Annotated in this window: 21 protein-coding genes and 3 tRNA genes; 13 read left to right on the top strand and 11 right to left on the bottom strand. The window is 61.3% G+C overall.

What is annotated here, in order from left to right; genetic code table 11:
* Positions 1–28: 28 nt before the first annotated feature.
* Together C8D82_RS04200 and C8D82_RS04195 are read left to right on the top strand one after the other, a co-directional pair.
* Positions 29–730, top strand: a complete 702-nt coding sequence (locus C8D82_RS04200; protein ID WP_116883019.1) for a D-lyxose/D-mannose family sugar isomerase — start codon at positions 29–31, stop codon at positions 728–730.
* Entirely contained in the window at positions 723–1,724 is a 1,002-nt protein-coding gene (locus C8D82_RS04195) for a carbohydrate kinase family protein (RefSeq protein ID WP_116883018.1), read from the top strand. The genes C8D82_RS04200 and C8D82_RS04195 overlap by 8 nt, the downstream gene beginning before the upstream one ends.
* A 47-nt stretch (positions 1,725–1,771) precedes the next feature.
* Here the strand turns inward: C8D82_RS04195 and upp are convergent, their stop codons facing one another.
* Entirely contained in the window at positions 1,772–2,392 is a 621-nt protein-coding gene (gene upp, locus C8D82_RS04190; protein ID WP_116883115.1) for a uracil phosphoribosyltransferase, read from the bottom strand.
* Between the two features lie 141 nt (positions 2,393–2,533).
* Between upp and C8D82_RS04185 the strand changes: the two genes are divergently transcribed.
* Positions 2,534–4,351, top strand: a complete 1,818-nt coding sequence (locus C8D82_RS04185; RefSeq protein WP_165832821.1) for a ribonuclease catalytic domain-containing protein — start codon at positions 2,534–2,536, stop codon at positions 4,349–4,351.
* Between the two features lie 76 nt (positions 4,352–4,427).
* Here C8D82_RS04185 and C8D82_RS04180 read toward each other — a convergent pair whose 3' ends face one another.
* On the bottom strand, positions 4,428–5,120 hold the full coding sequence (locus tag C8D82_RS04180; protein WP_116883016.1) for a polysaccharide deacetylase family protein: 693 nt from the start codon (positions 5,118–5,120) through the stop codon (positions 4,428–4,430).
* Positions 5,121–5,304: 184 nt separating this feature from the next.
* Here C8D82_RS04180 and C8D82_RS04175 point away from each other — a divergent pair, with 184 nt between their 5' ends.
* Positions 5,305–6,918, top strand: a complete 1,614-nt coding sequence (locus tag C8D82_RS04175; protein WP_116883015.1) for a hypothetical protein — start codon at positions 5,305–5,307, stop codon at positions 6,916–6,918.
* 374 nt (positions 6,919–7,292) lie between these two features.
* On the opposite strand, the gene nadA is transcribed toward C8D82_RS04175, so the two are convergent.
* Genes nadA through C8D82_RS04155 form a run of 4 tightly spaced genes read right to left on the bottom strand, consistent with a single transcriptional unit; the run spans position 7,293 to position 11,158 of the window.
* A complete protein-coding gene (gene nadA / locus C8D82_RS04170) occupies positions 7,293–8,198 on the bottom strand; it encodes a quinolinate synthase NadA (RefSeq protein ID WP_116883014.1) in 906 nt (301 codons plus the stop codon).
* Positions 8,179–9,273, bottom strand: a complete 1,095-nt coding sequence (locus C8D82_RS04165) for a cysteine desulfurase family protein (RefSeq protein ID WP_116883013.1) — start codon at positions 9,271–9,273, stop codon at positions 8,179–8,181. Before C8D82_RS04165 ends, nadA begins: the two co-directional genes overlap by 20 nt.
* Positions 9,270–10,382, bottom strand: a complete 1,113-nt coding sequence (locus C8D82_RS04160; RefSeq protein WP_116883012.1) for a radical SAM protein — start codon at positions 10,380–10,382, stop codon at positions 9,270–9,272. Before C8D82_RS04160 ends, C8D82_RS04165 begins: the two co-directional genes overlap by 4 nt.
* A 2-nt stretch (positions 10,383–10,384) precedes the next feature.
* Positions 10,385–11,158, bottom strand: coding sequence for a thiazole synthase (locus C8D82_RS04155; protein WP_116883011.1), 774 nt, complete (start codon positions 11,156–11,158; stop codon positions 10,385–10,387).
* Positions 11,159–12,201: 1,043 nt separating this feature from the next.
* Between C8D82_RS04155 and C8D82_RS04150 the strand changes: the two genes are divergently transcribed.
* Together C8D82_RS04150 and C8D82_RS04145 are read left to right on the top strand one after the other, a co-directional pair.
* Entirely contained in the window at positions 12,202–13,374 is a 1,173-nt protein-coding gene (locus C8D82_RS04150) for an efflux RND transporter periplasmic adaptor subunit (RefSeq protein ID WP_116883010.1), read from the top strand.
* A 15-nt stretch (positions 13,375–13,389) separates the two neighbouring features.
* Entirely contained in the window at positions 13,390–16,533 is a 3,144-nt protein-coding gene (locus C8D82_RS04145) for an efflux RND transporter permease subunit (protein WP_116883009.1), read from the top strand.
* A gap of 104 nt (positions 16,534–16,637) precedes the next feature.
* Here the strand turns inward: C8D82_RS04145 and C8D82_RS04140 are convergent, their stop codons facing one another.
* The 3 genes from C8D82_RS04140 to C8D82_RS04130 form a co-directional block, all read right to left on the bottom strand.
* On the bottom strand, positions 16,638–17,513 hold the full coding sequence (locus C8D82_RS04140; RefSeq protein ID WP_116883008.1) for a class I SAM-dependent DNA methyltransferase: 876 nt from the start codon (positions 17,511–17,513) through the stop codon (positions 16,638–16,640).
* Between the two features lie 81 nt (positions 17,514–17,594).
* Positions 17,595–17,975, bottom strand: coding sequence for a hypothetical protein (locus tag C8D82_RS04135; RefSeq protein WP_133245055.1), 381 nt, complete (start codon positions 17,973–17,975; stop codon positions 17,595–17,597).
* Between the two features lie 114 nt (positions 17,976–18,089).
* Positions 18,090–18,854: an SDR family NAD(P)-dependent oxidoreductase gene (locus C8D82_RS04130; protein WP_116883006.1), complete on the bottom strand. Its 765-nt coding sequence runs from the start codon at positions 18,852–18,854 to the stop codon at positions 18,090–18,092.
* Positions 18,855–18,998: 144 nt separating this feature from the next.
* Here C8D82_RS04130 and C8D82_RS04125 point away from each other — a divergent pair, with 144 nt between their 5' ends.
* The 4 genes from C8D82_RS04125 to C8D82_RS04110 all read left to right on the top strand — a co-directional run bounded on the left by C8D82_RS04125 (position 18,999) and on the right by C8D82_RS04110 (position 24,215).
* Positions 18,999–20,318: an efflux RND transporter periplasmic adaptor subunit gene (locus C8D82_RS04125; protein WP_116883005.1), complete on the top strand. Its 1,320-nt coding sequence runs from the start codon at positions 18,999–19,001 to the stop codon at positions 20,316–20,318.
* A 17-nt stretch (positions 20,319–20,335) separates the two neighbouring features.
* The gene (locus C8D82_RS04120) at positions 20,336–21,040 is read left to right on the top strand and encodes an ABC transporter ATP-binding protein (RefSeq protein ID WP_243402505.1); all 705 of its coding nucleotides are present in this window, start codon (positions 20,336–20,338) and stop codon (positions 21,038–21,040) included.
* Entirely contained in the window at positions 21,037–22,395 is a 1,359-nt protein-coding gene (locus tag C8D82_RS04115; protein WP_116883004.1) for an ABC transporter permease, read from the top strand. The genes C8D82_RS04120 and C8D82_RS04115 overlap by 4 nt, the downstream gene beginning before the upstream one ends.
* A 173-nt stretch (positions 22,396–22,568) precedes the next feature.
* The gene (locus tag C8D82_RS04110; RefSeq protein ID WP_243402506.1) at positions 22,569–24,215 is read left to right on the top strand and encodes an alpha-L-rhamnosidase-related protein; all 1,647 of its coding nucleotides are present in this window, start codon (positions 22,569–22,571) and stop codon (positions 24,213–24,215) included.
* Between the two features lie 66 nt (positions 24,216–24,281).
* Here the strand turns inward: C8D82_RS04110 and recJ are convergent, their stop codons facing one another.
* Positions 24,282–25,991 (bottom strand): single-stranded-DNA-specific exonuclease RecJ, encoded by a 1,710-nt coding sequence (gene recJ, locus C8D82_RS04105; RefSeq protein ID WP_116883002.1) that lies wholly within the window; start codon positions 25,989–25,991, stop codon positions 24,282–24,284.
* Between the two features lie 205 nt (positions 25,992–26,196).
* Here recJ and C8D82_RS04100 point away from each other — a divergent pair.
* From C8D82_RS04100 to C8D82_RS04090, 3 genes are all read left to right on the top strand, one after another.
* Positions 26,197–26,282 (top strand) — tRNA-Leu (locus C8D82_RS04100).
* A 78-nt stretch (positions 26,283–26,360) separates the two neighbouring features.
* A tRNA-Gly gene (locus tag C8D82_RS04095) sits at positions 26,361–26,434 on the top strand.
* Positions 26,435–26,439: 5 nt separating this feature from the next.
* Positions 26,440–26,524: transfer RNA gene (locus C8D82_RS04090), tRNA-Tyr, on the top strand.
* A 76-nt stretch (positions 26,525–26,600) separates the two neighbouring features.
* Here the strand turns inward: C8D82_RS04090 and C8D82_RS21540 are convergent.
* Positions 26,601–26,900: hypothetical protein (locus C8D82_RS21540; protein WP_207776066.1), on the bottom strand; the 300-nt coding region annotated here is incomplete at its 5' end.

The following is a 26,900-nucleotide window of genomic DNA, read 5'->3' as shown; positions in this document are numbered from 1 at the left end:
AATGGTAAAAAGCCAAAAGGAGATTGCCATGAAACGATCCGAAATCAACCTCCGCATCCGGGAGGGCATCGCGTTTTTCGACCGGATGGGATTCAAGCTGCCGCCGTTCGCGTTTTTCACGCGGGAGGATTGGCAGAAAGAGGCGGCGGACGCGGCGGAGATTTTCGACCTCCAGCTCGGATGGGACGTGACCGCGTTCGGCGGCCCGGACTTCCTGCGGACCGGGCTGCTGCTCTTCACGCTGCGCAACGGCAGGGCCGGAGACGGGCGCTACCGCAAACCTTATGCGGAAAAGATCATGATGGTCCGCGAAAATCAGGTCACCCCGTGCCACTTCCACTGGAAGAAGTGCGAGGACATCATCAACCGCGGCGGCGGCAACCTGGTGGTCGAGCTTTACCACGCCGATCCGACCCGGAACCGGCTGGTTTCCGGCAGCTTCCCGATCAGCGTGAACGGCCTGCGCCGCACGATGGAGCCGGGGGAGAAACTGATCCTGACTCCCGGCGAAAGCGTCTGCCTCGAATCGATTCACGCCCACCGCTTCTACGGGGAGCCGGGCAGGGGGGAGGTGCTGGTCGGCGAGGTGTCGATGGTCAACGACGACGAAAACGACAACTGCTTCCTCGACGGGGTGATCCGGTTCGATCCGGTCGAGGAGGATGAGCCGCCGGAGTGGATTCCGGCGGCGGATTACCGCAAATTCGTGACGGAGGCGGATCATGCGTGACGGAATCATCGGCGCGGGCAACTGGATTCTGGACAAGGTCAAGACCATCGACCGCTGGCCGGGCGAGGGGAATCTGTGCAATATCCTCGCGGAAGAGCAGGCGGGCGGAGGCGGCCCCTGCAATGTGCTGTTCGACCTGGCGGCGATGGACCCGGCGCTGCCGCTGTACGCGGCGGGACGGATCGGGGCGGATGCGGACGGCGATTTCCTGCTCGCCGAAATCCGCCGCCGCGGGATCGACGACCGTTTCATGGCCCGTTCGGCCGCCGCTCCGACCGGCTATACCGACGTGATGTCGGGGGAGGGCAGGCGGACGTTCTTCCACTGCCGGGGAGCCAACGCCGAACTCGCCCCGGAGGATCTGGAACGGATCGGGCTTCCGGCCCGCTTCTTCTACCTGGGCTATTTGCTGCTGCTGGACCGGCTGGACGCGCCGGAACCGCGGTTCGGCACCGGAGCGGCGCGGGTGCTGGCGGCGATGCGGCGGAACGGCTGCGAAACCGTGGTGGACTTCGTGTCGGAGGCCCCTGAAAAGTTCGCGAAAACGGTCTGCCTAGCGTTGCCGCAGATCGACATATTGATCATCAACGAGCTGGAGGCGGCCTGCTGTCTCGGGAAACCGGTGCGGAAAACGGATGGTTCTCTTGATGAAACCCGGCTGCGCCCGGCGGCGGAGTGCCTGATGGCGGGCGGTGTGAATTCACTGGTGGTGCTGCACTACCCGGAAGGGGCGGCGGCGCTGGACAGACAGGGAAACTTCCTGACCGTTCCGTCGTGCGAACTGGAGCGCGCCCGGATCGTCGGAACCAACGGTGCCGGGGACGCCTTCGCCGCCGGGGTGATCTACGCACTGTACCGCAACCGCCCGCTGCGTGAAGCATTGGAGCTGGGCAGCGTGTCGAGCTATTACAATCTGCTCTCGCCGACCGCCAGCGGCGGCGCGGTCGATTTCGCCCGGATGGAGGCAAAGCGCCGGAACTGCTTCGGCGGCTGAAGCGCGGCTTGCGGTTTGTCGAAACGGCGGAACGCGGCCGGGGAGTTTCAAAGCGTGCCGTAGATGCGGTCGCCGGCGTCGCCGAGGCCGGGCACGATGTATTTGTTTTCGTTCAGCCCGGCGTCGAGGCAGCCGGTGTAGACCTTGACCTCCGGCGAAGTTGCTTCGATCGCGTCGCGCCCCTCCGGGCTGCTCACGATGGCCAGCACCAGAATCTGCCGGAACCCCTCGCGCTTCAGAAGATCGATCGCCGCCGCCAGCGAGCCGCCGGTCGCCAGCATCGGGTCGACCACCACCGCGACCGAATCCGGCCCGGCCGCGGGCAGCTTGCAGTAGTATTCGTGCGGCAGTTTGGTTTCATGGTCGCGTTCGAGGCCGACGAAGCCGACTTTCGCATCCGGCACCAGCCGCAGCAGCCCGTCGAGCATCCCCATTCCGGCGCGCAGAATCGGCACGATCACCACGTCGTTCCTGATCCGGTAGCCGGTGGCGGAGGCGATCGGTGTCTCCACCGGGACGGTTTCCACCTCCAGATTCTTCAGCGCCTCGTAGGCGATGAAGGCGGTGATCTCCTCGACACATTCGCGGAACTGTTTGGAACCGGTCGCGCGGTCGCGCAGAATGGTCAGTTTCGCCTTGACGCAAGGATGATCGACGACGTGGAACATGATTCAAAGGCCCTTTCTGTGGATATTTTCCTTACCATACAGCCGCGGCGGGATTTTTCCACCCTTCCGGCCGGGAATTATTTGACAAACTTGCCTCTGCCCAGTATTGTAACGGATGTTTTACAGAAAGAGATCAATCCTATGCAGCATTTGAATACCGGCGCGCTCGCCCTCTATCACGGCAAAGCCGCCGTGATCACCGCGATCAACAAAGACAAGATCGACATCCGCATCGAAGGCGGTTCCGCCAAAAGCGTCCGCCCCAAAGATATTGAAGTGATCCATCCGGGGCCGGTCGCGTCGCTGCCGCCCGCCGCTCCGAAAGAGCCGGATTTCGCCGAGATCCTCGAATTGACCGAGGGCGAAACGCTTCCTTTCGGAGAGTTTGTCGAACTGGCTTACGGCAGCAATACCGCCGGAGCCGCGTGGGCCGCCGTGCAGGCGCTGGCCGATGGCACCTATTTCACCGGTTCGCCCGCCGCCGGAGTCACCGGGCGCAACCCGGAGGAAGTCGCCGCCGCGCTGGCCGCGCAACGGGCCAAAGCCGAGGAAAAGGCCGCCCGCGAAGCCCTGCTTGAGCGCATCCGCAACGGCGCCGTCACTCCCGATGACCGCACCAGCCTGCGTGAAATCGAACAGGTCGCATTCGGCAAGGCCCCGTCCAGCAAATTGCTGCGCGACCTCGGCATGGAAGCGACGCCGGAAAAGGCGCACGCACTGCTGCTGAAACTCGGCGTCTGGGACAATCAGGTTGATCCGTGGCCGGCCCGGTTCGATGTCGCGCCCGACAATCCGGCGATTCCGCTTGGGCCGCTGCCGGAGGAAAAGCGCGCCGACCTGACCGGCATGGTCTCCTATGCGATCGACGACGAAGGGAGCAACGATCCCGACGACGCGGTCGGTTTTGCGGACGGGCTGGTCTGGGTGCACGTCGCCGATCCGGCGGCGGTGGTCACGCCGGATTCCCCCGCCGATCTCGAAGCGCGCGAGCGCGGCGAGAACCTCTATCTGCCTGAGCGGATCAGCCACATGCTGCCGCCGGAGGCCACCGATATTTTCGGATTGGGATTGCAGGAGATCAGCCCGGCGATGAGTTTCGGAATCCGCATCACCCCGGAGGGGGAGGCGGTATTGGAAAAGATCGAGCTTTCCACCATCCGCGCTGAACGGCTCACCTACGAATCCGCCGCCGCTCACTGGGAGGAGGAGCCGCTGGCGAGCCTCCGCGCCGAACTTGAACGTTTCAAGGAGAAGCGCCGCGCCGAGGGGGCGTTGTTCATCCAGCTTCCCGAAGTCAAAATCCGGGTCGTCGACGGCGAGGTGAAAATTTCCCCCTGCGCGATCACCAGAGAGCGCGAACTGGTCGCCAATGCGATGCTGGCCGCCGGTTCCGCGGTCGCAAAATACGCCGAAGCCCATGACATTGCGCTGCCTTTCGTGGTGCAGCCGCCGCCGGAGATTGAAGAGCGCGGCACCTCCTTCACGGATATGTACGCATTGCGCAAGGCCTGCGCGCCGAGCGTGGTGCAGACCGTCGCCGGAAAGCACTCCGGGCTTGGACTCGAACCCTATGTGCGCGTGACCAGCCCGCTGCGCCGCTACGCCGATCTGCTCGCGCACCAGCAGTTGCGCAAACACTTGAAGGGAGAGGAGCTTTTCACCTCCGACGAACTTGAAGCGCGCCTGTTCACCAGCGAAGCCGCCGCGCTGATCCGGCGCAAGCTGGAGCGCTCCGCCAACGAGTTCTGGACTCTGGTCTATCTCGACCAGCATCCGGAGTGGAGCGGCGAGGCGATCCTCGCTTTCCGTCAGGACGACCGGCTGACCTTCGTGATCCCGGAACTGGCCTACGAATTCAAGAACCGGTTCGGCGGCAGGATCGCACTGGGCGAAACGGTCAAGGTGACGCTGAGCGCCGTGGATCTCGCCGCTTCCGCCGCCCGGCTGCGCATCGGCTGATGCCTCCGGCGGCCGGGATTACTATCTATCAGTTTATTGGCTCTATTGGCAGCTCTCCGCTCCGGCACGTTGCCGGTCAGCGGCCGCATTCCGGCACGATGTCGATCACATCGGCCCAGACGGCGTCGGGATCTTCGCTGATATAACGGATCTTCGCTTCAAGCTGTTCCCAGAGCGGATCGTATTCGTACATCTCGTAGCTGTGCCCCCAGAAGTAGAAAACGCCGGTCTGCTTCGCGTGTTCGTATTTCTGCATGAAATCGCACGCCTGAAAGTGGCAGGAGGAGTCGAGCGTCATCGGTTCCTGGCACGCGGCCACATCGTCGGTGTTGCGGGTGGTGCGGCCATAGGCGAAACCGAGTTCGCGCAGTCCCCTGACGGTGGACGGCGTGAACGCGCCGCAGGGCCACGCGAAGCCGCGGCACTCCCGCTCGAACAGCTCTTCGAGAAAGTTCCGGGCGTCGAGGGCGGCCTTGAAAAACACGTCGTCCGGCACGCTTCCGGCCACCTCGTGCCGGAAACAGTGGGAAGCCACCTGAAAGCCGTCATAGATTTCGCGCAGCTGTTTCCGCCCGACCCGGCCTCCGGCGAAGCCGTGGTGACTCCAGCCGACGTGGTTCAACGGCTGCCAGAAGGGCTTGACCGGTTCGTCGGCGAGAAAGCCCGGATTGAGATTGAATGTCGCCTTGGCGTTGTATTTGCGGAGAAGTTCCGTCAGGCGGAGATCGGTGTAGACTCCGTCGTCCCAGCATTGCACGACCTTGAGCATCGCTTTGTTTCCCTTATTTGCTGTATTGCTGTTCCCGGTTTCCGGCTTTACATTTCCGGCAAACGGAATATATTACCATAACGCTTTTACAATCTTTTTACAATCGTTTTTCATTGTTTTGACAAATTTTCGCCGGATGCGGCTATGTTAGAGGATAGGAACCAACAACCTGAGGAGGTAAACCATGAATAAAAGTTATCTGTCACTTCTTTGCTGCGGCGTCACGGCGCTGGCGGCGGCGGTCGAACCGATCGTTCCGGCGCCGATCACCGGACTTACGCTTTTCAAGAACGGCCTTGCCGTGGTCGAGCGCGTCGCGAAGCCCGGCCCCGGCCCGTTCCTCGTCGACGAGGAGATCGAGCCGCTGCACGGAACGCTGTGGTTCAGTCCTGCCGACGGCCTGACCGTGGCGCGGGTCAACCGCAGGCTTTCCACGCCGAACTATCAACCGTTCAACAACTTCACCGCGACCTACGAGAACTGCCGCGTGACCGTCGAACTTCAGAGTTACGGCAATCAGCCCGCCCAGACGCTGACCGGAACTGTGGTGAATCCGGTCAAGGCCCGGCCGCCGAAGCGGTTCGGGAACCGGCAGGAACAGATTTACGTGCAGCCTTTCCTGACGCTGAAGCTGAATTCCGGCGAACTCGTGACCTTCCAGACCGGCCGGATCGCCTCCATTCAGGCGGCTTCGATCCGCGAAACCCTCGAAGTCGAACGTCCGGTATGGCTCTTCAATTCCCGGATCAAGATGGCGGGGCCGATGTACATCAACTACCTGACGCGCGGCGTCACCTGGGCGCCTTCCTACCGGCTTGCGCTGGGGCCGGAGGCGAAGCTCCAAATCGACCAGTCCGCCGTGATCAGCAACGAGCTGGCCGACCTCAAGGATGTGAATGTGAATCTGGTTTCCGGTTTCCCGAACATCCGCTGCGCCGATGTGACCAGCCCGATGTCGACCAAATTCGACCTGAACACCTTCTTCAGCCAGCTTTCCGGCGGTATGGGATACGCTCGTGACAGTTCCATGATGATGAATCAGGCGCGGGTGTATGAAGCTTTGCCTGTTTCGGCCAAAAGCAAAGGGCTTTCTCCGTTGCCGGAATCCGGCGCCACCGAGGACATCCAGATCACTCCGGCGGGCAAGGTCACGCTGGCGGCGGGCGACGCGCTCTATCTGCCGCTGGCTTCCGCCGAAGCCTCCTACGAGCGGCTGGTCGAGTGGAACATCCCCGACAACCGCAACGAATACGGCCGCCCGCTGAACCGCGACAGCCAGACCGCTTCCGGCGAACTGTGGGATGCGGTCCGTTTCAAGAACCCCTTCGAGCGCGCGATCACCTCCAGCCCGGTTGAAATCGTGGACGGCGACAAGGTGCTCGGCCAGTCCGAAACCGGCTGGGTCAACCCCGGCGAAAGCACGGTCGTGAAGATCACCAAAGCATTGACCGTCGTCGGCAAGGCGGTCGAATATGAAGCCGCCGGAGTTCCGAAAGCGGATTCGAGCCTGAAGCGGATCAACGAAGAACGGATCGTTCTTGCCGGATACACCTACCGCAAGCCCGAAGTGATCGGCGAACTCACGCTGAAGAATTACCGCCAGAGCAACGCCAGGGTGCTGGTCAACCTCGAATTCTCCGGCGAACTGATTTCAGCCGACGGCAACCCGAAACGCAGCATGCCCGAACGCGGCATCTATTCGGTGAACCAGCGCAACCGCCTTGAATGGGAAGTCGAACTCAAGCCCGGCGAAGAACTGAAGCTCAACTACAAGTATTCAGTGCTGGTGCGTCTGTAACCGGAGGCAGATCGCGGGGGAAAGCCTGCCGCGAAAGCGGCGGGCCTTGTGCGCTATGCGCACAAATTACCTCCGGCGGCAAGGGCACTTCATCCCTTGATCCCGACCGGCAACGTGCCGGTGCGGAGTACTGCCCATAGAGCCAATCTATTACCCCGGGGCAAAGTCCCGGGGAAGCCATGCCGCATTCGCGGCAGGCGGGTCTGCCCGCCCTGTCGGGCGGCAGACCTTGTGCGCTACGCGGCCTGATTTTCAATCAGGCTCCGGTAGCTGGGCGCTGCGCGCACAAATTACCTCCGGTGGCAAGGGCACTTCGTCCCTTGACCCCGACCGGGGGGCGAAGCGCCCCCGGCCGCCGGAGGCATCGCCGGGAATTACTTGACTTCGAGCATCCGGAGAATCGGGCGGACGGCGGCTTCGCGCAGTTCAGGGGCGATTTCGATCTGTTCGGTGAGATCGCGCAGCGAACGGGCGACGTCTTCAAGAGTGATCTTCTTCATATTCGGGCAGATCATTTCAGGCTGAAGCGGCAGAAACTCCTTGCCCGGATTTTCGTTGCGGAGCCGGTGCAGGATTCCCGCCTCGGTGCCGATGATGAACCGCTTCGCGTTGGATTCGCGCACGAATTTGAGGATGCCGCCGGTGCTGAGGGCCTGATCGGCGGCGGCGACGACTTCCGGGGTGCATTCGGGGTGGACCAGCACCAGCGCGTCCGGGGCGGCGGCGCGGGCCTTTTCGATCATTTCGACGGTGACGCGGTTGTGGGTCGGGCAGAAGCCGGGCCACAGGTCCATATCGACGCCGAGTTTGCCGGAGATGTTGCCGCCGAGGTTGCGGTCGGGCAGGAACAGAATCTCGCGGTCTTTCGGCAGGGATTGAATGATCTTTTCCGCATTGCCGGAGGTGCAGCAGATGTCGACCTGCGCCTTGACGGCGGCGGTGCTGTTCACGTAGGCGACGAAGATCGCGTCGGGATGAGCCTTGCGGTAGTTGGCGACCGGTTCGGGATCGGCCATGTCCGCCATTGGGCAGCCCGCGTCGGAATTGGGCAGCAGCACCATCGACTGCGGCGACAGCAGCTTGGCGGTTTCGGCCATGAAACGCACGCCGCAGAAGACGATCACTTCAGCGTTCACGGCTTTCGCCTTGATGCTCAGTTCGAGGGAGTCTCCGGTGAAGTCGGCGATATCCTGTACTTCGGGCCGGACATAGTTGTGGGCGAGGATCACCGCATGGCGCTCCTCCTTGAGGCGTTTGATTTCATCGGTAAGCGTTGACATCGACCACTCCTTTGCGGTTGGTTGCTTGAATAATACGAATGAAAGCGGCGGCGGCTTCCTCCGCCTCCGCGATGGAGGACTCCGCGCCGAAGGAGAAGCGGACCGCCCCGGCCGCGGTCAGCGCCGGATATCCGAGGTCCAGCAGAAGCCGCGACGGCTCCGAGCCGCGGCCGGAACAGGCGCTGCCCGCCGAGGCCGCGACTCCGGCGGCGTAGAGCGCGTCCACCAGTTTCCCGGCATCCTCTCCGGGCAATGAAACCAGCGAAGTGCCGGGGAGGCGGGGGCGGTCCGTCGCGATCAGTTCAAACGGGAGGCCGGAGGCCGCGAGCAGCTCTTCAAAGCGGTCCCGCGCGCAGGAAGAAAACCTTGCGGGATCGGCCAGCCGTGCGGCGGCGCCGAAACCGACGATGCCCGGCACATTCAATGTGCCGGAACGCCGCCCCCGCTGCTGGCCGCCGCCGTCGATCAGCGGCGGAAGCTCCACGCCGGAGCGGATATAGAGCGCCCCGACCCCTTTCGGGCCGCCGAGCTTGTGGGCGGAAAAACTCAGGAAATCGCAATCCAGTTCATGCACGTCCACCGGAATCTTACCGGCTGCCTGCGTCGCGTCGAGGTGGAACAGCGCCCCGGCGGCGTGAATCCGCCGCGCCAATTCGGGAACGCCGGCGAGCAGTTCGCCGGTTTCGTGGCAGGCGAGATTGAAGGCGACCAGCCTTGCGCCGTCCTTCAGGACTTCCTCCAATTCCGCCGGATCGGTCAGCCGGGCGCCGAGCGACCGGGCAGGGCGGTAGATCGAAGCGTGTTCATGCCGGGAGATCAGGAGGCCGCGCCTGCCCGCCCCCTGCAGTACGGTGTTGTTGCTCTCGGTGGCGCCGCTGGTGAAAACCAGCTCGTCAACTTCCGCTCCGATGCGCCGGGCGACCTGTGCCGCGGCCTGTTCGACCGCCTCCAACGCCCGCAGGCCGAATCCGTGACGGCTGGCGGGATTGCCGAACTCCTCCCGGAAAAACGGGAGCATCGCGTCAATCACCGGCTGCCGGCACGGCGCCGTGGCGTTGAAATCGCAATAGATCATTGGAAAGAGCGGTCCCAATCCTTGAATACCGGCACCATGCCGTGCTTGCGGATTCCGGCGCAGACCTGCTCGACGCTGGACTGGTCGTTCATCGAGAACTGGCCGAGGTTCTTGCCGTCGAGGTGGTCCTGATAGCCGCCCGGATCGACCTGCGAACCGGCGGAGAGGTGGCTGACCGCCGATTCGGCCATCCGCAGCCGGAACTCCGGCTTCTCGCGGGTGGAGAGGATCAGGTCCGCCTCGTGGAACGCGAGCCGGAAAGCCAGTATCATCTGTTCGAGGTCGTGGTCGGAAAGCGGCGCGGGCACGTTATAGCCCCACTTGGTCGGAGTGATCCGCGGGAAGCTGAACTGCGGATGGCTCTTCCAGAAGTGCTTCCTGATCCACAGCCCGTGGACCGCCATGTTGGAGGCTTCGAGCCGCCAGTTCGGATTCAGCCCGAGCAGCGCGCCCATCCCGAGGTTGTAGAAACCCGCCTTGCCGCCCTCGGCCAGCGCGTTCAGCCGGAACTGGTAGTTCGCCTTCGGCCCGGAGGGGTGGAACGACGGGTAAAGCTCGGGATCGTAGGTCTCCTGGAAGATGGTCAGTCCGTGGCAGCCCGCTTCGTAGAGCTTGCGGTACGACGGTTCGGTCATCGGATAATATTCGATGTTGATATAGGCGAAATCGTTTTTCAGCACCCGGATCAGATCGGCGGTGAAGTCCGGCGAAATCTTCGCGTCCTCGCCGGTGATCAGCAGCAGGCTCTCATGGCCCATGTCGCGGATGATCCGCGCCTCGTTCAACACCTCGTCGAAGGAGAGGCGGCGGCGCGGATAGTCGTAAGATTTGCGGAAGCCGCAGTAGACGCAGTTGTTCATGCAGTAACTGGAGATGTACAGCGGAGCGAACGTGCGCACCGTGTTGCCGAAATGGCGGCGCTTGATCCGCGCCGAAACCTCGGTCATCTCCGGCAGCAGGTCCGCTGCTGCCGGGCTGATGAAGTGCAGGAAATCGGTGAACTTGTGTTCGGCCTGCGACAGCGAACGCTTCACCTGTTCGGGCTTCACGCTTCTGATGTAGCCGTCGATCTCCTCGGCGGTGAAGTTGCTGTAGGGGAGCATTTTCATGATTACACCACCGCGTTGAAGCTGTCCATCGGGCTGGTGGCGCAAGCGCGGTCGAGCACCGCGGCCGGCCGGGCCGTCAGGGCGGCTTCGGAAGCCTTGACCGCCGCCGCGAAGGCTCCGGCCATCGCCGCCGGATCGCCCGCTGCCGCGACCGCGCTGTTGACCAGCACGGCGGAGGCGCCGAGTTCGATCGCGTGTCCGGCGTGGGAGGGCAGGCCGAGCCCGGCGTCGACCACGACCGGCAGATTGGATTGTTCGATGATGATGCGCAGCATCGCCTCGGTTTCGATGCCGCGGTTGCTGCCGATCGGGGAGCCGAGCGGCATCACCGCCGCGACGCCCGCCTCTTCCAGCCGCTTCGCAAGCACCGGGTCGGCGTTGATGTAGGGCAGTACGGTAAAGCCCATCGCGACCAGTTCGACCGCCGCCTTGTAGGTTTCGACGGGATCGGGCAGCAGGTAGTTCGGATCGGGGTGGATTTCGAGCTTGATCCAGTCGTATCCGGCGGCGCGGGCGATCTTGCCGATGCGGACCGCGTCCTCGGCGGTGCGCGCGCCGGAGGTGTTCAGCATCACCTTGACGCCGGCGGGAACGGCGGCGAGAATATCCTCGTCCTGCCCCTCTTTGCCGATTTCGACCCGGCGGAGCGCGACGGTGACAAGTTCGGTGCCGGAAGCCTGAATCGCGGCGGAAAGCTCCGCGTTGGAGGAGAATTTGCCGGTGCCGAGGAACAGCCGGGAGGTGAATTCCCTGCCGGCGATGATCAGCGGTTTCATAGTGATAATCGATCCTTTCCTCAAGAGATGAATTCCGCGCCGAACCGGCCGGAACAAAACAGGTGATAGATAAATTGAATGTAATATAGCACGTTTTCCCGAAAAAGAAAGTTGCGCCCCGGAGTTTCACGGAAACCCGTCCGGTGCCGGCATGTTTCAGGAGTCTGTGATCCGTTGAAGGTTCAGTTTCTCAATTCAATGAATGCCGTGTGCAAGTTTCCTGAAGTGGGATTTCGCCTTTGGCGAGCAGGGCGCTTCGCCCCTGCACCCCGACCGGCAAGGTGCCGGCGCCGGGTACTTAGAGCCGGGAAAACCGTTCCGGTTTTCCCTCCGGGTGGGGGAGACTCTACTGTGGACAGGCAAGCGGGTACCTGAGCGGCACACCGCTCCGGTCGGCACAGAGCCTGCTTTTTTGCAGGCTCCAGGCACTCCCTGCGCCTGCTGCCGCCGGAGGTCACGCTCGGAACTTCCAGATGCTGACCATCTGATGTGAAATTACTCTCATGGAGGCTGAACTCTACTTATCTTTTCCTACAGGTAAGATCCAGTAAGGCTCGTACTCAAAGATATGCTTGCCTGTGATATGACAATTGCATTGTTGCCTGACCTCGCTTTGCGTATATCGGCAGACAAACTCTTATCAGCCTCCATCAGGGTATCTTTCTATTACCCGGTCAGCATCTGGAAGTTCCGAGCGTGACCTCCGGCGGCAGCAGGCGCAGGGAGTGCCTAAAGCCTGCAAAAAAGCAGGCTTTGCGCCGACCGGAGCGGTGTGCCGCTCCTGTACAACCATGCCTGTCTCCATCAGGGCTCCCCCCTCCCGGAGGGAAAGGCGAAACGCCTTTCCCGGATCTCGTACCCGGCGCCGGCACCTTGCCGGTCGGGGTGCAGGGGCGAAGCGCCTTGGTCGCCAAAGGCGAAATCCCGGTTTGTCGCGCTGAAATCAGTATTTTGTCAGAATTCGGTCAAGGCTGTTGCAACCCGTTTCCCCCGTGTTACCTTATCTGCGGACAGATTTGAAAACCAGAATAACGGGGGGACACATGAACAGATTTTTCGATTCACTGGCCTGTACGGTACTGGCAGGAGTCGTATTGGGCTTCGCCGGCGGCTGTACTGAAAAAAAATCCAAAGCGGTCGCGGAGCGCGAGGTGCGCGTGACGCTCGAACCATTGCAGAAGCGCGTTTTCCGGCGGCAGATTCCGGTGCAGGGCACCGTCTGGCCGGTCGAATATGCGACGATTTCCGCCAAAATCAGCGGCACGCTGGAGCTGCTGAAAGTGGATGAGGGCGACAGCCGGAAAAAAGGGGATGTGCTGTTCGGCATCGACCGGCAGATCCTGAAGAATCAGGTGACGGTCCGCGAGGATGAGATCAAGGTCAAGCAGGCGGAGCTGGAGAGCGCCAGGTTCATGCTGGAGAGCGCCGAGATTTCCGAACGCAAGGCGATTCTGGACTACGAACGTTTCCTGACGCTGTGGCAGTCCAAGGCGACCAGCCAGACCGAATTCGAAACCTACGAAACCACCTATAAAAAGGCTGAGATGGATGTGAAGAGCGCCAAGGCCGCCGTGATCAACGCCGAAGCCCAGCTCAAACAGGCGCAGGGCAACCTGACCATCGCGCGGAAAAATCTGGATGACTCCGTGCTGCACGCCCCCTTCGACTGTGTCGTCGCCGACAAGTACGTCGAGGAAAACGAGTATGTGACTGCGGGGCAGCAGATCCTGAAGCTGGAAAACCAGAAACAGCTTGAGGTGATCTGCTATATCAGTTCCGTCTATTACGATCAGGTCGCCGCCGGGAAGACGCCGGTGCGGTTCGCGCTCGACGGCGTGGAAAAAGGGCAGGGGGTGGTGACTTACAAGGCGCCGAGCATCGATCCGGAAAGCCGCACGTTCAAGCTCAAGGTGCTGGTCCCGCCGGATATCTCGCTGGTCAGCGGCACCTTGTGCGACCTGAATCTGATTCTTGAGGAGAAAGAGGCCTACGGGCTGCCGGCCGATGCGCTTTTGCTCCGGGCGAACGACCGGTACATCGTCTACGCGGCCGGCAAGGACAACCGCGCGAAGAGCTTCGACGTGGTGCGCGGCATCGTGGACGGCAAATACTGCGAAGTGGTGAATGCCGCCGAGCTGCTGAAGGAGCGTTTCGTGGTGACCGGCCAGACCTTCGTGAACAACGGCTCGCTGCTGCGGGCGGTCAACGTGAAGTAACGGAGGGCTCCGGTCATGTTTTTGAGCAGATGGTCCGTACAGCGGCCGATCGCGATGACGGCCCTGATCATCGTACTGGTGATGATCGGTATCAGCCTCTATCCCCGGATCAGCATCGACCTGCTGCCGAATATGGAGATTCCGACGGTACTGGTGCGCTGCGAATATCAGGGCGCCAGCCCGACCGAAATCGAAGTCGAAATCGTCAAGCGGATCGAGGACGCCGTCTCCTCGCTCGACGGTATCAAACATATCACCAGCATGTCGATCGAGGATGAGGCGCGCATCCAGCTGGAATTCAACATGGGTACCGATGTCGACGTCGCCGCGACCGATATCCGCGAAGCGCTGAACCGCATCCGCGAGGACCTGCCCGACGGAGCGAACGAGCCGACGATCCGCAAGATCGACACCAACGCAACCACCGTGGCGCAGGTGTTTCTGGTCGGCGACCGCACGCAGGACGACCTCTATGACTACGCGGACGACGTGATCGCGGACCGTTTCTCCTCGGTGCCCGGCGTCGGCGAGGTCCGCGTCTACGGCGCGAATGAGATGCAGATTCACGTGCTGCTCGACCGCGAGAAACTGACCGCGATGAACCTGTCGATCAACGACGTGGTCGCCAAGCTCGAACAGAATAACGTGCGCGAACCGTTGGGCCGCATCCAGTTCGACAAGGGCGAGAAGAACGTGACTTTCGACGGCGACTTCAAGGATTTCGAGCAGATCAGGGCGCTTGAAGTCGGCAAGTTCAAGAACAAGCGCGTCTATCTGCGCGACGTCGCCGAGGTGAAGTTCATGAGCCGTGAAGTGCGCAGCAAGGCGTATGTGAACGGTCAGCCCGCCGCCCGCTTCCGGATCGTCAAAAAGGGCGAGGCCAACGCGATCGAGGTGATCAACGGCATCCGCCAGCGGTTCGACGCGATGGTGAAGAACGGCGAACTGCCGACCGGCATGGAGCTGGTCTGGTTCACCGACTCCGGCGCGTTCATCCAGGCTTCGGTGGACGATGCGTGGAGCAGCATCGTGACCGGCATCATCCTGACGGCGGTGTTGTTGTTTCTGTTTCTGCACGAACCGAAATCGACCTTCATCGTGATGATTTCGATGCCGATTTCGGTGGTGGTGACTTTCGCGGTGATGGCCTACTTCAATTATTCGTTCAACATCATGACGCTGCTGTCGCTGGGGTGTTCGGTCGGCGTGCTGGTGACCAACTCGATCGTGGTGATCGAAAACATCTTCAAGCATCTCGACCGGGGCGAACCGATCAAGACCGCCGCCGAGCGCGGCACCGGCGAGGTGATCGCGGCGGTCTCCGCCAGCGCCCTGACGAATGTGGTGGTGTTCGTGCCGGTGATGATGATGACCACCCGTATCGGCAGCATGATGGTGCCGTTCGCCGGAGTGATGGTCGGCGCGACGCTGGTGTCGCTCTTCATCAGTTTTACGCTGACGCCGATTCTGGCCTGCGTGCTGCTGAAGCGCAAGAAAAAGCGGGGCAGCGCGCCGGAGAAGCGCGGCTGGCTTCAGACCATGTTCCTGCCGTGGGACATGGGCTACGACTGGCTCTGCCGGAAGTTCGACCGGAGCATCGAGTGGACCGCGCGCCATCCGAAAAGCCTGATGCTGACGGTGCTGGCGCTGGCGGCGGGCGTATCCTTCTGGATCGTGCCGCAGGTGGGGCTGTCGTTTCTGCCTTTCTGCGACCAGGGCGAAATCCGGATCAAATTTGAATTCCCGACCAACTACAACCTCGACACCACGGACCGGCTGATCCGGGAGGCGGCGGACCACCTGAAGAAATTCGACTTCATCCGGGGCATGTCGATTTCGGTCGGCGATTCGGACGGCGGCAGCGGACAGGTCAGTTCGGCGGTCTACATGGGGCAGATCACGCTGCGCACCACCGACAAGTTTGAACGCGAGGAGACGATTTACGACCTGCAGGCCCAGTTGCGCAAGGAGCTTTCCTATCTGGACAACTGCCGGATCACGCTGTCGATCCCGGCGACTTTCGGCGGCAGCGGCGCGGAGATCCGGTGCGTGATGAACGGCACCGACCTTGACGTATTGGAAAACGCCGAAATGCAGGTGATGGAGAAACTTCCGGCGATGGGCCTGACCCGCGACCTCGACTCCAGCCGCCGCGAACGCAAGCCCAATATCAACATTACTCCCCGCCGGACCGTATTGCAGAATCTCGGAATGTCGGCCAACGAGCTTTACGAGTATCTGCTCGGTTCCCTCGACGGCATCGAAGTCGGCGATTATCGCGACGGCGCGCGTACCTTCGATATCCGCGTGAAGAATCAGAAGGAGTACGGCGAAGCGCAGTTGCGGCAGGCGGCTCCGGCGGTCAAGGACAACAATCCGCTCGGCGCGGAGGCGCTGGCCGAAATCACCGAGGATGCCCGTCCCGTGGTGGTCAACCGCTACGACAAGGTGCGCACGATGTGGCTCTACGCGAATACCGCCCCCGGAGCGGCGCTCGGCACGGTTTCGGAAGCGATCGGCAAACTGGCGCAGGAGTCGCTGCCGCCCGGCTACGGTGTGCGAATGAGCGGCAACGTGGAACTGATGAATGAGACGGCACGGGAGTTTATGCAGGTGATCGTGCTGGCGACGATCCTGACCTATTTGCTGATCGCCGCGATCATGGAGTCGTGGACCCGCCCGTTCCTGATCATGTTCACGGTGCCGCTGGGCTTCCTCGGCATGTATGCGACGCTGTGGGCGGCGGGCATGTCGATGTCGATGATGGGGCTGCTCGGCGGCGTGATGATGATCGGCATCGTGGTGAACAACGCGATCCTGATCATGGACGAATGCGCCGCACTGGTCAAATCCGGAGTGACCACCCACAAGGCGATGCTGCTGGCGACCCAGTCGAAATTCCGCCCGATCGTGATGACCAGCATCGCGTCGGTGGCGGGCATGCTGCCGATGGCGTTCGGAACCGGGCTTGGCTCCGAATTGCGCTCAAGCTGCGGCATGGGTGTGGTCGGCGGCCTGACGATCGCATCGCTGCTGACGCTGTATGTGATTCCGGCGCTGTACTTCATTTTCGTGCATGACACCGCGAAGCCGCGCCGCCGTTGGTTCCATCGGCTCCTGCTTCGGCTCTCCGGCAGGGGAAAGCGCTGCAAAGCCTAGAGCTTGTACCGAAAGTCGCGTCGATTTTATCAGGCTTCGCGTCTGACATTTCGGCGCGGCATCAGGCCAATTCTTTATTTCGGGATAAGCTCCCGGGAAAGGCTTCAGGCGGGAATGTGGCGCAACAGGAAGAACATGTAGCGTTTGTGCTCCTTGAAATTCTCCGGGTTGCGCGCGCCGCTGAAATACTTGTACTCCAGTTTTTCGAGCTTCTTGCGGAAGAACAGCTTGGCCAGCCAGCGGGTCGGAGTGTAGAGCAGTTTGTAATTGCTGGAAAATTCGTCGAGAACCATATCCCGGATCGGCACCGCGACCTGCTGCAGGGTTTCATCGACCAGCTGCATATTGGGCGCGGTGTTCTCGGTGATGTCGATTTCTTCGATCTGCCGGAACTCTCCGGCTTCGGCGAGCCGCTCCCGGAAACGGCTCAGGCGGTGGCCGCCTCCCATCGCGCTTTTCCGGCCGGAGTTGGATTCAATCCGGAAAAAGTCGGCGATCATGACCGCGCCGCCCGGATTCAGGTATTTTTTGAATCTCTCGAAGATGCCGTCAAGCTGGATGTACTGGAAACTCTCGCTGAAGAGCAGCATGTCGTACTTTTTCCCTTCCGGGAGTTCTTCGAAAATGCAGTTGTAGAGATGGCCGCGCCCCTTGAGCTTGCTTTCCGTGACCTCCGACAGATAGGGGCTTGGTGATACGCAATCGACCTGATAGCCGCGTTCGAGCAGGAGTTCGGCATTGTGCCCCGTCCCGCAGCCGACGTCGAGGATGGTCGTCACGCCTTCCGGCAGGTGGTCGCACAGGAACTGGCTGTAAAGGTCCTGCGCACGGGGCAGGTTTTCCAGGCTGACCGGCAGGTCCTCCGGCCAGAAACCGTAGTGCAAGTGATCGGTGTGCAGCAGGTAGCGGCCGCAGATATTGGCGATGCGCAGTCCGATTTCCTGGGAGCTCGGGTTGCTCTTTTTATTGGAACGATTCATCGGAAATTCCTTAAACTTTGGGGATATGAACAACTGAACGGAGAATGCAAAACAACGGAATGAGGCAAAGCCTTTCCCCGGTCAGCAGCGCAGCACCGCGCGTCGTCTGCAGCACTGCAGAAAACGCGGCGCGGGCCGGATTTCAGGCGGCGTCCCGATGCCGGAAAACGCCGGAACCGGGATTTCAGCATACGCGGGCATACCGACCGGTTCCGGCGCAAAAACACCCCTGCGGCTGTCGGTAAAGTCGGCCTGAAACTGCGTGAGTACACTCAGGCGGCAATCCGGCGCGCACTCCCCGTTCAGCGGAGACCGGGAAACACCCGCAAGCACAGCCGCGCTTCCGGTCGGCATTGCGATATAACTGTCGGGGTCCTGCGTCAAAAACGACTGCCCCCACAGAAAAATAAAGACACACCACAGGACGGCGCTCAGGCGGACTGCGGCGTGTAAACGATTCACGAATTGTAAAATCAAAAAGTACATAAGGGGGGTAATATACACCATCCGCGCCGTTTTTCAATCCCCGGCATTCCGCAGGAAATTACAGTTTGGCAACATTCGCGGTTACGGAAGCTAAACTATCGTGTAGCCTCCGTCCGCCATCAGGTTGCTGCCGTAGACAAAAGCGGAGTCCCCGCAGGCCAGGAACAGCACCACCCGCGCAATTTCCTCCGGGCGTCCGAAGCGCTTCAGGGGCTGGAGCGCCAGAAAACTCCGCAGTCCTTTCTCCACGTCTCCGGTATCGCGCGCCCCGTCGTACAGCCCGGGAGTTTCCGTTGTGCCGGGGGCGACCGCGTTGACCCGGATTCCGTGCGGCATCAGCGCGATCGCCGCCGCCCGGGTAAAACTTGCCACGCCGCCCTTCGAGGCGTGATACGCGATGTAGCCCGGCGAACCGACCACGGCGAAGGTACTGGAAAAATTCACGATCACGCCCCGTTTCCCCGCCGCAATCATCAGTTTGGCCGCGTCGCGCGTCATCCGGAATGTGCCGGAGAGATTCACGCTCAACACCCGGTCGAACTCCTCGTCCGTCGTCTCCAGCAGCGGCTTGTTGAGCTGCCATGCCGCGTCGTTGACCAGAATGTCGGGCGCTCCGAAACGGGCCGCCGCCGCGTCGAGCGCCTGTCGCGCCTGCGCCGCATCCCCGACGTCGCAGCGGAAAAACGCGGCATCGTGTCCGCCGCTCCGAAGCCCGGCGGCGGCCGCTTCGCCCTGTTCGGCGTCGAGGTCCAGAATGGCGACCCGCGCTCCCTCGGCCGCGAACAGTTCGCAGACGGCGCGGCCGATCCCCTTGGCGCCTCCGGTCACGATTGCAGATTGGTTCTCAAGTTTCATCGCTTTTTTCTCCGTTTATACATCGATTTTCAGCAATAAAATATCACATTTTCCCGCTGAATCAACTGACGCGGCACAATAAATCGGAAATCCGAAGCGTTAATGCAGGTAATGAAACGATAAAAAATCAGGGAGTCTTTACAGATGAAAAAGATGTTGCGTGTACTTCTGGTACTGGTCATTCTGGGGGCGCTGGCCGGCGGCGCTTACTGGGGGTATCAGCGATATGCCGGCGGCAAGACCACCGTCCGCTACAATACCGAGCCGGTCGTCCGCGCCGATATCGCCAGCACCATCAGCGCCACCGGCACCGTCGAACCGGAGGAACTGGTCAACGTCGGCGCGCAGGTGACCGGCAAGATCGTCTCCTTCGGCACCGATGCCGACGGCAAGAGCGTCGACTACGGCTCGCGGGTCAAGGCGGGCGCGGTGCTGGCCAATATCGACGACGCGACCTACGATGCGGAGGTCCGTTCGGCGAAGGCGGCCAAACAGCAGGCCGAAGCCTCGATCCTGAGCGCGCAGGCGAGCATCAAGCAGTCCAGGGCCAAACTGAAGCTGGCGGAAAGCAACTGGAAGCGCGCCCAGCAGCTTTTCCCGCAGAAAGCGATGGCGGAAAGTGAATATGACGATGCGCAGTCCGAATATTTCGCCGCCGTCGCCGCCGTGCTGGTCGCGGAGGCTTCGCTTGCACAGGCCAACGCGCAGCTCGCCACCGCCGAGGCTTCGCTGGACAAAGCGCAGCGGAACCTCGACTACTGCGTGATCTCCTCGCCGGTGGACGGCGTGATCATCGACCGCCGGGTCAGCATCGGCCAGACGGTGGTTTCGAGCATGAGCGCTTCAAGCATCTTCCTGATCGCGAAAGACCTGAAGCGGATGCAGGTGTGGGTTTCGGTCAACGAAGCCGATATCGGCAGCATCAAGCAGGGTATGCCGGTCACCTTCACGGTGGACGCCTTCCCGGACCGCACCTTTCAGGGGGAGGTCTACAAAATCCGCCTCAATGCGACGATGTCGCAGAACGTGGTCACCTATGTGGTCGAAGTTTCGACCGACAACTCCGACGGCGTACTGCTTCCCTACCTGACCGCCAACGTGAAATTCATCAAGGACAGCCGCAAACAGGCGCTGACCGTGCCGAACGCCGCGCTGCGCTACCTGCCCGAAGCCTCGCAGATCCGCCCGGAATACCAGGCGGCGCTGGCCGAAGCGGCTGAACTGCGCGGCACCGGCGAGCGCATCGTCTGGGTCCGCGACAACGACGAACTGAGGCCGGAAAAGATCACGGTCGGACTCAATGACGGCATCGTCACCGAAGTCGCTTCCGGCAATCTCGCCGAAGGCATGGAGATCGTCACCGGTTCGACCGTGATCTCCGCCGAGGAGCCGGGCGCCTCTTCCGCCGATGCGGGCAGCCCCTTCCTGCCGAAACCGCCGCACCGGGACAATAAGAAAAAGTAATCCGCCGGAGCATCGCCATGAAACTGATTGAACTGAAAGATATCACCAAGACCTATTTCCTCGGTGAGATCGACGTGCCGGTGCTGAAAGGCATCACGCTCTCGATCGACAAGGGGGAGTACGTCGCGCTGATGGGCGCCTCCGGCTCCGGCAAGAGCACGCTGATGAACATCCTCGGCTGCCTCGACCGCCAGACCACCGGCGACTACCTGCTCGATGGCGAGGAGGTGGGCCGCGCCTCGGGCGATCGCCGCGCGCTGGTGCGGAACCAGAAAATCGGCTTTGTGTTCCAGAGCTTCAACCTGCTTCCGCGCACGACCGCGCTGGAAAACGTGATCATGCCGCTCTCCTACACCGCCGGCAACCTCTCCCGCCGCGAATGCCGCGAGCGGGGGATCGCGATGCTCAGGCGGGTCGGGCTTTCCGACCGGATCTATCACTATCCGTCTCAGCTTTCGGGCGGCCAGCAGCAGCGCGTCGCGATCGCCCGCGCGCTGGTCAACCGTCCTCCGGTGCTTTTCGCCGACGAACCGACCGGCAACCTCGATTCCAAGACCAGCGAGGAGGTCATGCAGATGTTCAGCGAACTCAATGCCGAGGGGATTACCGTGATCCTCGTGACCCACTCGGTGGAAATCGCCAATTTCGCGAAGCGGTCCATTCACGTGCAGGACGGGCGGATCGTCAGCGGCACTTATGAAGGAAAGGCGGTGCAGTCATGACCGTATTCAGCACCATTCACGTCGCATTCAAGGCGCTGCTGCGCAATCCGACCCGCGCGCTGCTGACCACGCTCGGCATCGTGATCGGCATCGCGGCGGTGATCACGATGATGGAGATCGGCAACGGTTCTTCGCAGTCGATCAAAAGCTCGATCGAAAAGATGGGCGCGAACACCATTCTGGTGCTTCCCGGCGCTTCCCGGCGCGGCGGCGTCAGCCAGGGTTCCGGCAGCCGGATGACCCTGACGCCGGAGGACTGCGAAGCGATCCTGCGCGAATGCACCACCGTCGGGCGCGCCGTGCCGGTGGTCAACGGGCAGGGATATCAGGCGATTTCGGGCAACATCAACTACGCGCCTCGGCAGATTTCCGGCAGCGCGCCGGATTTTCTGGAGATCCGCAACTGGGAGATCGAGGAGGGACGCAACTTCACCGAACGTGAAGTCGAGGCACGCAGCCGGGTCTGCCTGGTCGGTTCGACGATCGTGCGGGAAGTTTTCGGCGGCCGTTCCCCGATCGACAGCGAACTGCGCATCAAGGATACCGCCTTCAAGGTGATCGGTGTGCTCAAGAGCAAGGGCGCCAATATGATGGGGGCGGATGAGGACGATATCATCATCGCGCCGTGGACCACCGTGAGGCTCCGCCTGACCGGCCTCAAGACCGGCACCGCCACCGATACGACCAGCATCGCCGCCACCAGCCCCTCCGACCTCTATCCTGCCGAAGGGATCGCGTTCTACCCGGAGCCGACCGAAAACGCGGAAACCGATACGCTGCTGGTTCCCAAATTCATTCAGGTCGACATGATCCTGATGACCGCGGTTTCGCCGGACAAGGTCGGCGACGTCGAGGAGGAGGTCACCGCGCTGCTGCGCGAGCGCCACCGGCTGAAAGCCGACGAGGAGAACGACTTCCATATCCGCAACTCCGCCGAATTCATGAAGATGCTGACCGGCACCTCGGCGGTGATGACCAATCTGCTGCTCGGCGTGGCGCTGATCTCGCTGATCGTCGGCGGCGTCGGCATCATGAACATCATGCTGGTTTCCGTGACCGAACGGACCCGTGAAATCGGCCTGCGCATGGCGGTCGGAGCGCGCTCGCGGGATATCCTGCAGCAGTTCCTGATCGAATCGATGGTGCTCTGTCTGGTCGGCGGCGTGGTCGGAATCCTGCTCGGGCACGGTTCGGCGCTGCTGGTGCAGAAATACCTGAACTGGCCGATCATCTCAAGCCCGGAGGCGGTGGTCGCCGCCGTGGTGGTTTCCGCCGCGGTAGGCGTGGTGTTCGGCTTCTATCCCGCCTGGAAAGCCTCGCGCCTCGACCCGATCGAAGCCCTGCGCTACGAATAACTTCCGGGCTTTTTCCTGCCGCGGGCCGGGTGCGTTTCACCCGGCCCGCGACGTTTCGGCTTCTCCAATGCGGTTCAATTTCTGAAAAAACGGAAAGGAGGATTGATTTCCGGCGATATGGCGGTTATCTTAAAGATAATTATTTTTCAAATCGATTGAATTTTGAAGTGAATATGCAGAAAAACAAGTTCCGCCTGAGCTATCCCGGCATGGTTCCGGATGACAAATGCCGCCGTTTCGTCCCCCCGGTGCGACTGGTCCGCGAATGCGGAAACGTGCGCAACGCCGCCCGCCTGCTGAACCGGGTGCACATCCAGAGCTTCTGCAGTTTTTCGCCTGATCCCTGTGTCATTCCGCCGGGCGGCGAACTCCTGCTCGACTTCGGGATCGAACTGCACGGCCAGTTGACGGTCAACTCCGATGCGATGCAGTGCTCCGCCTTGAAGGTCACGTTCGGCGAATCGGTTTCCGAAGCCCTCGGCACGCCGACCACCGATCACGCGCCGCATCAGGAGCTGCTGACGATTCCGATGCTGGGGCAGGTCAACTTCGGCAATACCGCGTTCCGCTTCGTGCGGCTTGAGGTTCCGGCGGACCGGCCGGAGGTGAAGTTGACCGGGGTCTGTGCGACCGCGATTTACCGCGACTGGGAATACGTCGGTTACTTCGACTCCGACGACGAACGGCTCAACCGGATCTGGCATACCGGAGCCTATACCGTACATCTGAATTGCCAGGACTACATCTACGACGGCGTGAAGCGCGACCGGCTGGTCTGGATGGGGGATCTCTATCCGGAAATCCGCACGCTGCTGGCGGTTTTTGAAGATACGGAGCTGATCGAAAAGAGCCTCGACTTCGTCCGCGACCGCACGCCGCGCGACAAATGGATGAACACCGCCAGCAGCTACTCCTGCTGGTGGATCATCTGCCTGCGCGATTTTTACCGCGCCCGCGGCAACTACTCCTACCTGAAAAGCCAGAAAGCGGAACTTTTCGCGCTGCTGAACCGCCTGCTTGCCTGTATTGCGCCTGACGGTTCCGAGGCCCTGACTGAATGGCGCTTCCTCGACTGGTCGACCGCCGAAGACGACGCGGCCAAGCACGCCGGACTTCAGGGTCTGCTGGCCTGGACGCTCGACAGCGGCACGGAATTGGCGCTTGAACTCAATCATCCGCGCCTCGCCCGGCGCTGTGCCGCCGGCGCCGCCCGGCTCCGTACCGTTGCTCCTGAATGCGGCGGGAACAAGATTGCGGCGGCGATGCAGATTCTGGGCAAAGTCGCCGATCCGGCACGGCTCAACGCCGAAATCATGCGGCACGAACCGGCCCGCGGCATCAGCACCTTTTACGGTTACTTCGTGCTGCTGGCGCGCGCGCACGCCGGCGATCTCGGCGGAGCGCTTGATGTGATCCGCGACTACTGGGGTGCGATGCTCGACTTCGGTGCGACGACCTTCTGGGAAGATTTCGATCTGGACTGGACGGAAAACGCCTACGGCATCGACCGGCTCCCGGTTCCGGGAAAACAGGATATCCACGGCGATTTCGGCAAGCATTGCTACCGGGGGCTGCGCCACAGCCTCTGCCACGGCTGGGCGGGCGGGCCGACCGCGTTCCTGTCGGAACACGTGCTCGGCGTCACGCCGGCGGCTCCCGGCTATGCGGCGGCGCGCATCTCTCCGGCGCTTCCCGGCCTCACCCGGGTCGAAGGCGCGGTGCCGACTCCGTTCGGGCCGATCGAAGTTTCAGTCCGCGCCGTCGGCAACCGGATCCGGAAGTGCGTCAAACTTCCCGGAGAAATCCGCGAACTTCGCTGAATCTGCCCGCATGAAAAACGCGCCGCCTCCATTCGGGAACGCGGCGCGTTTTTTGCGGTTTCAGGTTCAATAGACCTCGCGGATGTCGATGATATTCAACTGCGGAATCTCCAGCCCCTGATGCCGGTTCAACTGAGGCGTCGCCAGAACATCCAGCGTCTTGCCGTAGAAGGCGGAACTCGGCCGGTTGAAGGCGATGAAATCGATCTGGCCGGTCCGTCCCCGGAGGGTGCCGCGCGTATGCGCCCCTCCCACCACCGAGCAACGCTGCACCTGCACCTCGTTGAACCGGTAGATCGGCTTGACATTACTGTGTCCGAACGGCGAGAGCATCGCCAGATATTTGAAGAACTCCGGCGTCAGTTCATGCAGCGAGGCTTCGCCGTCATAGCTGATGAAGTCCTCCAGGTCCGCCGAGGAAATCTGCTTGCGCACCTCCCGGTCCATCGCCTCGAAGAAGTCGGCGATCCGGTCCGCCTTGAGGCCGATGCCGACCGCCATCGGGTGGCCGCCGTAACGGTCGAGAAGCTCCGAAGTATGGCTGAGCACCTCCACCAGGTTCAGGCAGGCGATGCTGCGGCCGGAACCGTAGGCGACATCCCCCTGAATCGTCAGCACGATGGTCGGGCGGTTGTAGTCGCGGGCCAGCCGCGAAGCCACGATCCCGATCACTCCCTGGTGCCAGTCGCGTCCGGCGACCAGCAGCGAATATTCGCTCTGCCACGCCAGATTGCGCTCGATCTGCTCGCAGGCTTCCTGATAGATCTCCTGCTCCTTCTCCTGCCGGACCCGGTTGTAGGTTTCCAGCTGGGAGGCGCACTGATACGCTTCGACGATATGCTCCGACTCCAGCAGCTGCAGCGCCACGTTGGCATCGCCGACCCGTCCGGCGGCATTGATCCGCGGAGCCAGCCGGAATGTGATATCCGCCGGAGTCAATTCGGAGCGCAGCTTGGAACTTTCGATCAGCGCCCGGACGCCCGGACGCAGCTGCTTGCGAAGTGTTTCAATGCCGAACTTGACCATTACCCGGTTTTCGCCGAGCAGCGGAACGATATCCGCGACGGTTCCCAGCGCCACATAGTCGAGCACCTCTTCCAGACGGGTCTGGAAACCGCCCAGATTGTGCTCCCGCCCGTATTTGATGAAAGCGTGGGACAGCTTGAAAGCCGCACCGGCTCCGGAGAGCAGCTGGAGGTCCTCCAATTCAGGATAGACCTTGGGATTGATCACCGCGAGCGCCTTGGGCAGTTCGCTGCCGGCCTCGTGGTGGTCGGTCACGATCACGTCGATCCCGCGCTCCACGGCGTCGTTGACGGCGTCGCAGCTGGTGATGCCGCAATCGACGGTGACGAGCACCTTGCACGGCCCGAAGGTGTCAAGCGCCTTCTGCAGCGACTCCGGAGTAAAACCGTACCCGTCATCGAACCGGTGCGGAATGAAGGAGTGGACGATCCCGCCGTTCTGCCGCAGCACGAGCGCGAGCAGTGCGCTGGCGGTGATGCCGTCGGTATCGTAGTCGCCGTGAATCAGGATGGGCTCTTTGTGCGCGATGGCATCCCAAAGCCGTCGGGAGGCCTCCTGAATTCCGGGAAACCGGTAAGGATCCGTCAGATTTGCGAGGCGGGGATTCAGAAAATCCTGGATATTGTCTTCGCCGATTCCGCGAGCGGCAAAGTAAAGCGCGATCGGATGGGGCAGAGAAAACTTCTGCTGAATCCTGTTGGCTTGTTCATCCAGATTATTCCCGGCAAGTTTCCAATTTTTTACACCCATGTTACTCTTTCCATTTAACAACTCATACTATACGATAACGCCAAAAGTAGCAGCCGCCAAATAGAAAAAACAGTTTTTTTTGATTTTTTCTCATTTTTTCCATTTGCTTTTTCTGAAATTCGGGATATCTTATGTACCAACGAAGCGAGGGAAACGCTGCAAAGCGGTGAGCTTGAGATCGTGAGTTGATAAAATAAAAATAAGTGCCGTCGTGGCGGAATGGCAGACGCGCTAGGTTCAGGTCCTAGTTCTTTCACCGGAGTGAGGGTTCAACTCCCTCCGACGGCACCAATTTTTGAATTTGATTCGGTTATGAGACCGGGTCGGGGAAGCAGACGCTTTTGTAGAGACAGTTTGCGTTCCGTATATGCGGGTATGGCATAACGGCTGTGCACCAGCCTTCCAAGCTGGTTATACGGGTTCGACCCCCGTTACCCGCTCCAACTTTGGTGGGATTCCCGAGTGGCCAAAGGGGGCAGACTGTAAATCTGCTAGCACGTCTTTCGATGGTTCGAATCCATCTCCCACCACCATTTTAGATTTTCGCCGTCCGTTGGACGGCTTTTTTATTGCTTTTGAGCGTAAAAGTGCCTGTTTCAAATCTCGGACTTACACCAACAAAATGGTGGTGGGATTTTTCATGGTACACATTTGGTACACAAATGGTACACAAAATCCTCTGCCGACAGAGGTGTAAAAATGGGAAAGGATTACCTTCTCGACCGGAACGGAACTTTTTATTTCAGGATGAGGGTTCCGGCTCTTTTCAGGAAACAGCTCGGCATATCCGAAATCCGACATGTTCTCAAAGATTGTTATTGTCCCAAATTTTGTGAAACACACTTGTAGTTTCCAACGCCGATAACGACGTTGCCGATAATTTGCATACGTTTTTGCCAGTAGTCCTCC

The sequence above is a fragment of the Victivallis vadensis genome, from assembly GCF_003096415.1.
GTDB classification, from domain to species: domain Bacteria; phylum Verrucomicrobiota; class Lentisphaeria; order Victivallales; family Victivallaceae; genus Victivallis; species Victivallis vadensis.
This window is presented reverse-complemented; position numbering and strand designations above follow the sequence as displayed.